Source organism: Floridaenema evergladense BLCC-F167 (genome assembly GCF_041929205.2).
In the GTDB taxonomy this organism is placed as follows: Bacteria; Cyanobacteriota; Cyanobacteriia; order Cyanobacteriales; family Aerosakkonemataceae; genus Floridanema; species Floridanema evergladense.
The window spans coordinates 3,620,273-3,633,286 of sequence record NZ_CM171625.1 but is presented as its reverse complement, the minus strand read 5'-3'; the positions used below and the strand labels follow the sequence as shown (position 1 = coordinate 3,633,286).

General features: G+C 42.7%; 6 protein-coding genes. 5 read left to right on the top strand and 1 reads right to left on the bottom strand.

Annotated features, from left to right (window positions below; genetic code table 11):
* Positions 1-13: 13 nt before the first annotated feature.
* Positions 14-1,780, bottom strand: a complete 1,767-nt coding sequence (gene hmpF / locus ACE1CA_RS17665; RefSeq protein ID WP_413281094.1) for a pilus motility taxis protein HmpF — start codon at positions 1,778-1,780, stop codon at positions 14-16.
* A 484-nt stretch (positions 1,781-2,264) separates the two neighbouring features.
* Here hmpF and ACE1CA_RS17660 point away from each other — a divergent pair, with 484 nt between their 5' ends.
* The 5 genes from ACE1CA_RS17660 (at position 2,265) to ACE1CA_RS17640 (ending at position 12,932) form a co-directional block, all read left to right on the top strand.
* Positions 2,265-3,509 carry a response regulator gene (locus ACE1CA_RS17660; protein WP_413281095.1) on the top strand — a complete coding sequence of 415 codons (1,245 nt, stop codon included), beginning with the start codon at positions 2,265-2,267 and terminating at the stop codon, positions 3,507-3,509.
* Positions 3,510-3,631: 122 nt separating this feature from the next.
* Positions 3,632-3,997: a response regulator transcription factor gene (locus tag ACE1CA_RS17655; protein WP_413281096.1), complete on the top strand. Its 366-nt coding sequence runs from the start codon at positions 3,632-3,634 to the stop codon at positions 3,995-3,997.
* An 11-nt stretch (positions 3,998-4,008) separates the two neighbouring features.
* Positions 4,009-4,542: a chemotaxis protein CheW gene (locus ACE1CA_RS17650; RefSeq protein ID WP_413281097.1), complete on the top strand. Its 534-nt coding sequence runs from the start codon at positions 4,009-4,011 to the stop codon at positions 4,540-4,542.
* 251 nt (positions 4,543-4,793) lie between these two features.
* Positions 4,794-7,622 (top strand): methyl-accepting chemotaxis protein, encoded by a 2,829-nt coding sequence (locus ACE1CA_RS17645; RefSeq protein WP_413281098.1) that lies wholly within the window; start codon positions 4,794-4,796, stop codon positions 7,620-7,622.
* 162 nt (positions 7,623-7,784) lie between these two features.
* Positions 7,785-12,932, top strand: coding sequence for a hybrid sensor histidine kinase/response regulator (locus ACE1CA_RS17640; RefSeq protein ID WP_413281099.1), 5,148 nt, complete (start codon positions 7,785-7,787; stop codon positions 12,930-12,932).
* Positions 12,933-13,014: the final 82 nt, after the last annotated feature.

Below are 13,014 nucleotides of genomic sequence, written 5' to 3'. Positions count from 1 at the left end.
GCCCTCTGCCTTCCTAAGAAGCTGCTAATTGTTGTAACTCGCTAGGAAGCAAACTATAAATAATTTTCCGCATTTCAGCGATGCCATGAAATTGATAATCGCCAACTTCTTGGATATGATTCAGCAAACCAGCGATCGCTTCTAACTTTTGCCGCACTTCATTAACCTGATCTTGAAGCTGTTGCAAAATCTCCTCGGATAATCGCACTTTACCCCAAGATTCCGCTAAAGAAATCTTTTGAGTTTCGGTATTTTGTTCGCTAGTTTGTAACTCTTGGCGTTGATTTTCCTGTTGCTGAACTTGAGCATCTACCATTGTTTGAGCTTGCCCAATACTAGAGCGCATTTGCTCAATTTCCCGTTCCAATCTTTGTAACTCTTCCGCCTGTTGTTGACGAACCGATTCAATCTCAGATAAAACTGGCCCTAAATCGATTTTTTGCCCTTCTAATACCTCACTATCAGCTACTCCTTGACGACGGCGTAACACCTTCAAATGTTGAGAGTAAATTTCCTCCCGTTCTCGGAGAGTCCGACGTTGACCGACCATAGTTTCTTCTAACATTTGGTAACGGTCTTGTTCATCTGATAATTCCGTTTGTAAACCTTGACGTTCTCGATCGTTAGTTTCTTGAAGCTTTTGTTGTAATTCTGCGATCGCCTGACGTACTAACTCCAACTCTTCTTCTTGATCGCTCACAAAACGCTTCGCCTTATCCAACTCCAACTTTAAATTTTGTACAACTCCTTGTAAATCTCCGATCGCCATCCGTTCTAAAGCTTCCAAATCAATTTCTTGGCTAATCTTCACCTCCGAAGACATCGCTGCCAACCGTTGCACTTGTTGGTACAATTCATCTTGCATTCGCAAGCGAACCGCCAAGCTTTGAGCATATTCTTGCTTCAAAGATAAAGAATTTTGCTGCACCTTTAAAGCTTCCCTTGCTTGATCCACTGAACTCTGAGCTTGGTAAAACTCTTGCCAACGACTTTGCAGATTGCTCGCTTGCCGATCGACTCTTTCTTGAAGTGCAGTCGCCGCTGCTCTTTGTTGCTCCAACTGTTGCCAATGCTGATCTAAAATTGCCTGCTTTTGATTGAGTGCATCAAACGCCCAACCAAGTTGTTCCCTGATTGGTTCTGGAGAAGCGATCGTCTGAGATAATCTCTCTAAAATCTCCTGAATTTGCCTTGCTTGCTGGTCATCCAGAACTGGTTGCGGTTTATACTGAGCTTCCAACTCTTTAACCCGCTCTTGTTCCCCCTTCAAATGCGCCCAAGCACCTTCTAATTCCTGACGATTGCGATCGATCTCCTCCTTTAATCGCTCCGTTTCCTCACGAAAACTAGTAATTTCTTGTCTTTGCTGCTCAAATCGCTCTACCTCCTGCTCCATCTGCGCCAACTCTTCTTGACGCGCTTGAATTTCCATCTCCCGACGATTCAACTCATGAGCTTGGTAAGTTAGCGACTCCTTCCACTGTTCAATTTCTTCTTCCTTCGTTTTATACTTTTCTTGTAATCGCGAAAAATTTTGTAGAATCCCCACCAAATCTCGCCCCGGATTAATGCGCTGCACTTGGCGATTTCCACCCAGTTCAACCAAAACTAGCGCTCCGTCGCCGTACTTGCTTCCTTCTTCAGGAGAAAGAGCAACCACTTCCTCACCAGTGATTGCACTCCAACTTTCGCTTCGCTGACAAGCCAGCAGTTTCAGATCCGTTTTATTGCCCCCGAATGGGCCAGATTTTTTTTGTAATACTTCCGCTAGATACAGCACGCCTATATTCCTCTTGATGTGTCTAGGTTCGAGCTTTGGCTAAACCTTTCCTGGATATTATTTAGTTCTACTAACCCTAGTTTAGGCAGACAACGCTCATAAAACAAATTGACTTGTCTCCAGATTTCCCCAATGTCTTCCACCGAGCCAACCCGATCGAAAGGAATCAACCTTAACCACTGGTTAATTTAACTTGAAACGGCAGATGAAAACAGCTTACCGCCTCAGCAGTGAATTTTACCTATGAAATGCCATGATTATCTGCACTTGCGATCGCTAAGAAAAATTAACAACTCTGAGTCAAGAGCAACAATTTTAAATTTTGTAAACTTGCTACTTGAACTCCATACTTTTTACTTAGAGAGTAACAGTATCAGGAGAATAGAGTTTACCGCTACGTTAAATTCTAACCTAGACTAAAAACATCTACAGTAGTAGCACCAAGTTAGATCGAGACAGTTTATTAGGAGAGCGAAATAGTTCCATGCAGGGAACGTTAAGTGAAATTGATATTCGTAGTATTCTGCAACTTATCGAATTAGGTCAACGAACAGGGTACTTAGAAGTACAAGCGTTTCGTGATGCAAAATTCCGAGTAGCAGAACAGTTTTGGATTGTATTTTTCCTCAACGGACAAATTGCTTATGCCGCAGACAACGACAGCAGTTTGTCTCGCCTACGGGATTATTTACGGCGTTATCGGTTAGATTCAGCAGTAGAGCAACTGTATGTACCAGCGATCGCCACTACCAACGCACCCGAATACGGCTACCTATGGACGTTACTCGAAACTCATGTCCTCACCCCAGCCCAAGGTAGAAGCATCATTCAAAACATGGTCAAGGAAACTTTGTTCGACCTTCTCAGCTTACACCAAGGCTCCTTCGTTTTTGAAATTGGCCCCGCCTTAGCTCCCCAACTCACCACCCTGGAAATTGCTCCTCTGGTGACACAGATTATGAAACAGGTACAAGAGTGGAAACAATTTACTCCTCATATTCAATCCCCAGAACAATGCCCGGTGATTGTAGAATCCTCACTTTTACGGCAAAAATTACCAGAAAATACCTTTAGAATTCTGGAAAGTTGGGCAGATGGACAACACTCCCTGCGGCAAATGGCACGCTATTTAAATCGCCAAATCCTCCCAGTCGCTAAAGCCATTTACCCATACATTAAGAAAGGTTGGGTGCAACTAGTTTATCCTAGTAATTCCAGCACTAATTCGGCAGCCGGAGAATTCCCTGTCGAGGCGAACCCTGGGACACACAGCGTAGTTTTCATTGATGATGGGATTGCCACCTGTAAAGCAGTGGAACAAACACTCAAACAAAATGGTTACGCTGTAGCTGTGATTAGCGACCCTTTGAAAGCACTGAGCTTGGTATTCCAAATTAAACCAGACCTAATTCTTTGTGACATTATTATGCCTGAATTAGATGGATTTGAAATTTGTGCTATGTTGCGACGTTCTACTGCTTTTCGCCAAACTCCGATCGTCATGTTAACAGGTAAAGATGGGTTTATCGATCGCGTCAAAGCCCGAATGGTAGGTGCAACAGACTACCTTACCAAACCCTTTGGTGACAGTGAATTACTGATGTTAGCGGAGAAATATATTGGTAAGAGCGACATCGATGAAGTCAAAGCCACCCAACTATTGATCGATGCGTTAGAAGAGGAAATAGGATTAAGTAATTCTTCCGACTTGAATGTAAGTCGGTCATAGTGGGGAATACTAAACTAGGGTGCTGAATACTTGACTAATATTGATATGTGTTAGCGGCAACCTTGATAGATTTTTAGTTTTATCTTCTCATCTGGTGGAATTAGCAGGTCAGGTAAAAAATTATGAGTACAGTTTTAGTAGTAGAGGATAGCGTCACCCAAAGAGAAATGATCTCCGATCTGTTACGTGGCAGCGGACTAAACGTTAAAGTTGCCACTGATGGAGAAGAAGCACTCCAGTTCATCCAAGGTGTCTGTCCCGATCTAGTAGTCTTAGATATTGTCATGCCCAAAATGAACGGTTATGAGGTTTGCCGTCGCCTCAAAGCCGATCCGAAAACCCAAAATGTACCTGTAGTAATGTGTTCTTCTAAAGGTGAAGAATTCGATCGCTATTGGGGCATGAAACAGGGTGCAGATGCCTACATTGCCAAACCGTTTCAGCCAAAAGAACTGATCGGTACGGTTAAACAACTATTACGAGGATAGGGAAAACTATTATGGTTGGTAGTCCAGACTTTTTAACCGGAAAAGGTCAAGACCAAACTTCCGAATTTCAAGAATTAGAAAGCCCAGAAGGTGAGTTACATCTGCGGTTTTATGTTACACCAACCACAGAACTAGCTTTACCCGCAATGGGTATCAAAGAAGTAATTGAGTCACCACCAGATAGAATTACACCAATCCCTAATGCTTCTCCCTTACTCTTGGGAACGCTCAATTTTCGGGGTAGAGTAATTTGGGTAGCTGATTTAGGTCAGTTTCTAGGAGAATCAACCGGATTAAATACTGACCGTTCAGAAATTCCGGTGATTGCCATAGAAGACCAAGATACTATGCTAGGCTTGGCAGTTGAACAGATTGTCGGCATGGATTGGTTAGATGTAGAAACAGGTTTTCAAATGTCAAATAATGCACCAGATAGTATGGCACCCTTTCTTCGGGGTGAATGGGTATTAGACGCTCAAGCCAATAAAACTCTGCAATTATTAGACCAAGTGGCGATTCTGCGATCGGCACGCTGGGCAGCCTAAAATTGTGGAAGCAGTGTTGAGTGCCTAATAAAAAACAGATATTCTACTCTGGTCTAGAAAGTAAAGAGTCAAGTTAATAACTCTCTTGCCCTTAACGCTCAATTCACTTTCTAAGCGCAAAATCAAGAAAGACAAATTTCGTAAATAATTATTGGGTAACAGCAAATGATTTATGAGTATAAAACCCGCTCTAAATAATTTCCAACTAATTCAAACTCAGCACTCAGTACTCATTTAGCGGGAGGAGGCAAATGCCATTTAGCACACACACGCAGAAATACCAACAAGCTCAAACAGCATATATGCAAGGTAAAGACGAGGAAGCGGCAGAAATTGTCGATCAACTCGTTTCGGAGTTCCCGGAAGAACCAAGTATCCGATTACTCCGAGGTCATATTTATTCCAACCTGGGACAGTATGACACAGCCAGAGAAGAATATGAATATGTGCTCAGACTCACAGATAATCCAGAATATATCGATTATGCTAACAGCGGGTTGGATTACCTGAATAGTAATGAAGGTTACTCAGATGCCAATGGTGCTGCTCCAGAAATGGATTATGAGGAGGACTATCAACAAGAAGGAAATGAAGATTGGAATCAGCACGATCGCGTCACCCTCGCCAATGAATTTGGGCTAGATGACTTAGGGTTAGACGATATTGAAGATATTCCTGCCATGCCTTCTGACTATCAAACTGGCAAAGGAACTGCACAATACGATGATAACCCCTTTGGCAGTAATACCTACAGCAATAGCTACGATAACGGTCATGGTACTGATGCTGGGGAAATGTTTGTCGATCCCTTTGCTGCTGGTTCCTCAGAACAAACATACTTTGACCAAGAATCAACAGATGTTTCCTCTGGATGGTTCGCCCAAGACCCAAATCAGGAAAATAATTATTACCTAGAAGAAGAATCAGAAACCAATAATTACTCATTTACTACTGATTCTGCTGCATATACCCAGGAAGCCGCTTTTGATTCCCCAGATGATGCTTTTGACCAAGAGTACAACAATGCGGAATACGACAATGCGGAGTACAACAACGATGAATACAACCCAGATTTAGCTTATCCTGAAGAAGACTCTGCTGGTTGGTCAAACTCGCAACCAACTTTTCCCGATCGACCTCCAGTTTCCACTAACCAGGGGTCTTCCCGTCCGGCTTATTCTAGAGGTGCGGTTGGTGAAGATGAAACAATTCTGTTGGGAAATGAACTAACTCCCAGTACGGAAGAAATTGATGCCTTTAATGTGGCTTTTGGGGAAGAAAACGACGATGATGCCACTTTTTCCATGCCAGTTTCTGGCTCCCGGCAGCAAGTTCAGAATGATATTCTCCAAGAATTTGACGAATTTGATGATGATTTAGCCAATCTGCCTAATTTTGACAATTTGGAAGATTCAGCTACTTTAGAACCTCATCCGCAAACGGGTTCTTTTGGTTTATCAGGGGGAATTTCGACGGGGGGAATTCGATCGGACTTAACAGATGCAGGCGATCGATCGGCCTTTGGTTATGATGATAATTTCCCCACCACAGAACCACCAATATTTGTTCCCCAATCAGGAACCGGAACTACAGAACCAACTGTTACTGTAGAACAAGGTTTGTTAGCTTTCTTTGAAAATGCTCCTCTAGCTCGCAAACGCACCTATGCAGCCATAACAGTAGGTTTTTTGTCGGCAATTTCCGTTGCTGCGGTGACTTTTGTCACTAGTACATTAAGCACCCAAAATTCCCAACTGTCTTTTCGTGCCCCAACGAGAGAAAGTCTCGCCCAAATGCAGTTTACAGGTTTGGCAATGGCGGGAGTAGCAGGAGTAGTGAGTTTTGGGACTACCATGCTGGTTGGTGGGTTGATGGTACGGCAAATTCGTCGCCAAACAGTAAATTTACACGAGCAGTTTGATTCGGTTTCTCAAGGAAATTTATCAGCCCAAGCTACAGTTTACTCGGAAGATGAACTGGGGAGATTAGCAGCAGCGTTTAACCAAATGACGCGGATTATGCTGACTCAAACCAGCGAAGCACAGCGGAAAGCGGAAGAACAAGAACAAGCAAAAGAAGATTTACAACGACAAGTAATTCGCTTGTTGGATGATGTAGAAGGAGCCGCTAGAGGTGACTTGACTGTTCAAGCTGAAGTAACGGCTGACGTGCTGGGTGCGGTAGCTGACTCCTTTAACTTGACGATTCAAAACCTGCGGGAAATCGTGGTTAAGGTAATTGAGGCGGCTAAACAAGTTAACAAGGGTGCTTCGGAAAACGAGAAATTTGCTCGTCAACTCTCAGCTGATGCTTTGCGCCAAGCGGAAGAATTGGCTGTCACCTTAAATCAGGTGCAGGGGATGACGGAGATGATTGCTAGAGTGGCGGATAGTGCGGCTGAGGCGGAAAAAGTGGGACGCAGTGCTTCGGCAATGGCTCGCAAGGGCGGCGATGCGGTAGAACGGACTGTAGGCAGTATTTTGGGGATTCGGGAAACTGTGGCGGAAACTACCCGCAAAGTGAAACGGTTGGCGGAGTCTTCCCAGGAGATTGCGAAGATTGTGGCTTTGATTGCGGCGATCGCATCCCGTACCAATTTGTTAGCATTAAACGCGAGTATTGAAGCGGCGAGGGCTGGCGAAGCGGGTCGGGGTTTTGCAATTGTGGCTGATGAAGTGCGACAATTGGCGGATCGATCGGCAAAAGCACTCAAAGAAATTGAGCAAATCGTGTTGCAAATTCAAAGCGAAACTGGCTCGGTGATGATGGCAATGGAAGAAGGTACTCAGCAGGTAATTGAGGGGACGAAAGTTGCCGAACAAGCGAAGCGGAGTTTGGATGACATTATTCAAGTGTCTAACCAAATTGACGTTTTGGTGCGATCGATCACTGCCGATACAGTTCAGCAAACTCAAGCGGCTCACAATGTAGCACAGGTAGTGCAATCAGTGGAACTTACCGCCCAAGAAACTTCCCAAGAAGCACAAAGAGTGTCAGGACAATTACAAAATCTAGTTGGTGTGGCACGGAATTTGTTAACTTCTGTAGAGCGTTTCCGGGTGGAAGCGAGCGATCGCTAAACACACAATCTCTAACCTGGCTATATTAAAAAAGTTAATGCTAGGAAAAACTGACAATTATTACTTTGGATAGTTGAGTTTTGCCAAAAATAACAACGGTGTAGGGGCGATTCCTGAATCGTCCCTACAATCAAAACTCATAACTCTTTGAGGAACAGAGCTATGCTGCCAGAACAACAACAGCGCATCCTGGGCTATTTTATTGAGGAAGCTAAAGATCACCTCAATACGATCGAGCAGGGTTTGCTGACTCTCCAAGCGACAATTAATGACCGAGAATTATTAAAGGAAGTTTATCGTGCGGCTCACTCTGTAAAAGGAGGAGCAGGGATGTTGAGCTTGCAAAGTATTCAGAAAACATCCCACCTTTTAGAAGATTGTTTTAAATTACTTGAAGAATCGCCAGTGCAAGTAGACCAAAAATTAGAGTCTCTATTCTGGCAAGTATTTGATGCGCTCAAAGAGCTATTAGAACAGCTGCAAGGGCCTTTTGGTTTAACAGAAGATGTCTCAAATAATGTGATGTCATCGGTAGAGTTAGTTTCTAGCGAACTAAGACAACATTTAGAAAAATTGGTCAGTACTTCTGCTGCTAAAGTAACAGCAACTAAGCAAAAAGACTCGCAGCAAGAGTTGCTAATTTCTGCTTTTAAGCAGGATGTGATGGAACAGTTGCGGCAAATGTTGCAGTTGTTTAAGCCACCTGCTTGGCCTAACAGTCGCACCCAACTGCAAGGTTGCTGCGATACTTTGGCGCAAATGGGCAATAGGTTTGAATTGTCTAGTTGGTGTGGTTTAATTGAAACGGCAAGAAGTGCGATCGGCAATAGCGAAAATACCTGCCAAACTTTAGCTCCAATTGTCATTAAAGAAATTAAAGCCGCTCAAGAATTAGTTTTGTCAGGAAAAGCAGCAGAAATTTGCATTGGCGAACAATTGCAAGCACTTTTGCCTGTGACACCTGCTGAAGAAGAAGATTTAGACTTTGGGGATTTATTCTTAGAAGATTCAGCAACTAGCAGTGAATCAGATATTGTGGCAGCTACTTCAGAAGAAGAAGATGCTGATTTGTTTGCTCAACCATTAGAATTTACAGAACCTGAGCTTCCCACTACATCTAATTTGGGGAGAACAGGAAGACCTGCTAGATCGATCGCAGGCCGTACCCCCCAGGCGGATTCGTCCGAAACACAAACTAATCCTAGATTTGCCGATCGACATGGCCCAGAGGTAGGAGCCGCAGAACTCAATACCTTAGCAGACCTATTTCAAGAAGCAGTAGACCTCGATGACAACTGGCAAGAAGAAGAAACTTTTGGCGATACTACAGTTGAACCAGTAAGTTTAGAAACTGTAACAGATTTAGAAACAAATAGTGAATTTGCCGATCTATTTGATGATATTTCTGCTGAAGAACAAGCAACAAATGACGACATTTTAGATTTTCTCAATGATGACTTTGAAGAGAAAACTTCTCCGGCTAACTCCGCAGATTTAACAGACTTTGATTTAGATGATACTGACGATATTTTCGGTACAGAAAAATCTAGAGAAGCTGAAGATAATCTCACTGAACTATTTGCTGACTTACCTGAAGAATCGGCAACTTGGGATGAAGTTACAGAAATAAATTCTGCAAATTTAACAGCACAAACAGGTCTTGATATTGCAAAAACAAGTAAAGATTTTGCTGCCAATTCTCAATTAGAAGAATTTGATTTAGCAAATTTATTCGATAGCGATGAAGAGCTATTAGATTTTGGTGAGGAAACTGCTCCAAGTAATGAATTAGAAGTAACTGAAGCTGGCTTAACAGATGATTTCGGATTGTTTGATGAGGCAAATGAAGAAGTTACTGAAAATCAAGAAGCAGATACCTTTGATTTTGATGTAAGTAATGATGAATTTTGGAGCGACGAAACTCCAGAAGCGATCGCCACAACAGCACAATTAGACGACAATTGGTTTGCTGAAGCAGCGAATGAAAATAACCAAGAAATACCAACAACAGCACAATTAGACGACAATTGGTTTGCTGAAGCAGCGAATGAAAACAATCAAGAAATACCAACAATAGAAGATTTATCTGATTTATCCTTTGATGCTTTCGATCCTTTTGCTGACGATACTTCAGCGAGTAACCAACAATCAAACGAACAGTTTACTTGGGATGTTAGCGAAACAACAGATAATAACGGAAGTTTAGACGATCTGTTTGCCTTGGGAACAGAAGATTTAGGAAATTTCACTTCCGAGAGCGATTTCGGTGCTGATTTGTTTGGTACAGATACCTTTACCGAAAGCACAAATTTAGCCAGTACCGCAAATGTATCCCCAGTAGATGAATTTACCACCCATATCCAAGAGTTTGATAACGAAATAGGTGCTTTTCTGACAGAAGAACCGGAGATGGAGTGGTTAACAGACAACTCTTCAGAAGCATCTTTAGAGTTGTTTGAATCAACTACACCAACAACTGAAGAAAGTTTTGATTTTGGCAGTTTTGATGAAGAATTAACCACAGATTCAGAATTGGCAACAGATAATTTCCTGGCAGATACCGCTGATGATATGGGTTTTGATTGGGGTGCTGCATTAACAGAGGAAATCCCGGAAACTTCAGAAGCTACTGATTGGCAAGATTTAGCAGAATCGCCCACAGAAGAAAGTTTTGATTTTGATGGATTAACTGCGGAAGAACCAGACAGTTTTGCTGAGTTACCCACAGAAGAAAGTTTTGATTTTGATGGGTTGACTGCGGAAGAATCGGAAGAAGTTAGCGCTTTAGATTTCGATAGTAATAGTTTGGATAGTTTCGATAATTTTGATGCGGAACTACCGGGAGAATTAGATACAGGAGATAGCGCTGGCGATTGGGATTTTACTGCTGATACTGGCGAAACAGACGAATTTGGCGGTTTAGCAGCAATGTTAAATGAGGAAGAAGCACCTGCGGTAAATCAAGGCGAAGAAGTTGCCGAATTTGCTGATTTAGAAGCAATGTTGGATAATGAAGAATTCGCAAGTGCTGCTGCGCCAGATAATAATGATGCAGCTGATGATTTAGATTTTGCTGACTTAGAAGCAATGTTGGGTGATGAATCGCCCAGTATAGCGAGTGTAGCGATTCCGGCAGCAGCGGCGACAGCAGCAGTAGCAGCGGCAGCAGTAGTTAGTCAAAAGTCGGATGATGACATTGACTTTTCTGACTTGGAAAGTCTGGTAGCGGAAATTGATAAAAAACCGGGTTCGCCTGCTGCTAATAAACCTAGACCTAGCCAGTCTAATACACCGAAGCGTTTGACTAGAGGAATTCTAGAACAAACGATGAAAGTGCCAGTTAAGCAGATGGATAATCTGAGTAATTTGGTTGGGGAATTGGTGGTAAATCGGAATACTTTAGAACAAGAACAGGAAAGGTTACGGCAATTTTTGGATAATTTGCTGACGCAGGTGCAGCAACTTAGCGATGTCGGCGCAAGAATGCAAGATTTGTATGAAAGATCTTTGCTAGAAGCTTCGCTGTTGGCTTCTCGACGACGCGATCGCTATTACAGTTCTAATTACAGGAGTTACGATCAAAGCGATTCTGATGATGATTCCTCTAATAAAGAAAATTCCCATCAAAGTGAGCATTCTGTAGATTACGATCCTTTGGAAATGGATCGATTTACTTCGTTCCACACTATTTCCCAAGAAATGATTGAGTTGATTGTTCGGGTAAGAGAATCTACAGCAGACATTGAATTTGTGACTGATGAAACTGAACAAGTTTGTCGTCAGTTCCGCCAAGTTACGACTCAATTACAAGAAGGTTTAACTAGGGCTAGAATGGTGCCATTTGGGGAAATTGAGCGAGTTTTCCCGTTAATTCGTTATGTGCGAGATAAGGCGGCGGAATTTGGTAAACAGGCAGAAATCAAGATTGAAGGGCGAGAAACGCTGATTGATAAATTGATTTTGGAGCATTTTTCCGATCCGTTAAAACATTTGGTAAATAATGCGATCGCGCATGGAATTGAAACCCCAGAAGTGCGCCAAAAAGCTGGTAAATCTCCGACGGGTAAGATTACAATTAAAGCTTTCCACCAAGGGAACCAAACGGTTATTTCTTTCTCGGATGATGGTGGGGGAATTAATGTTGATCGAGTTAAGCAGAAGGCGATCGAAAAACGCTTAATTTCTCGCGCCGATGCTGAAGGTATGACCCGCCAAGAAATTTACCAATTGATTTATCATCCTGGTTTTAGTACTAAGGATGAAGCAGATTTACTCTCTGGTAAAGGCGTGGGAATGGATGTGGTTCTTACCTCGTTAAGCGAAATTCGGGGGACAATTACCACTGATTCTAATCAAGGTAAAGGTACAACTTTCACAATTCGTTTACCGCTAACTTTGAGTATTTGTAAAGCACTTTGTTGTTTGAGTGACAAAGCGAGAATTGCCTTCCCAATGGATGGGGTGGAAGATGCTTTAGATATTCCCAAAGATCGGGTTCAAATTAATGCCGAAGGGAACCCTTGTATTCCTTGGCGCGATACAACTTTACCCTTTAAACCACTCAGCGAATTGTTGACTTATAATCGGCAATTAGGTCGGGCTGGTGTGTATGGTGGGACTAAAGAAGAAGATGTAATTTCGATCGTGGTTTTGCGGAGTCCTAACAATTTAATTGCTTTGCAAGTGGATCAAGTTTTGGGCGAACAAGAAATAGTAATTAAGCAGTTGGAAGGGCCGATTCCTAAACCATTGGGTATTGCTGGTGCTACAGTTCAAGGGGATGGTCGAATTATGCCGATCGCTGACGTATTAGAATTAGTTGATCTGTCACTCGGAGTAATTCGCAATGAAGGCGGAAAATTCTGGGATCAAGATGCAAATGCAACATCAGTACCAGACCAACCCAAGTCAGATCCTACTGTATTAATTGTCGATGATTCGATCACTGTTCGTGAATTGTTATCCATGACATTTAATAAGACTGGCTACCGAGTTGAACAAGCACGCGACGGTCAAGAAGCTTGGGATAAACTAAAATCTGGTCTGCCTTGCGATATCATTTTCTGTGATATTGAAATGCCCAGAATGGATGGTTTAGAATTACTTTCCCGCCTGCAAAAAGACCCAGAATTAAATCATTTGCCAGTGGCAATGTTAACTTCTCGCGGTGCAGATAAACACCGTCAAATGGCAGTTCAATTAGGCGCAAGTGGTTACTTTACTAAGCCTTACCTGGAAGATTCGCTGTTAGATGCAGCCTCAAGAATGTTGAAAGGTGAGAAGTTAGTTACTAGCAATGCTGGTGCTTAATTAAAGTTAAAACTGAGATCTTGCATCTTGAGGCAGAGTCTCTGTTTTTCGTTACCAGGTTGAACCTGGTAACGAGATCTGG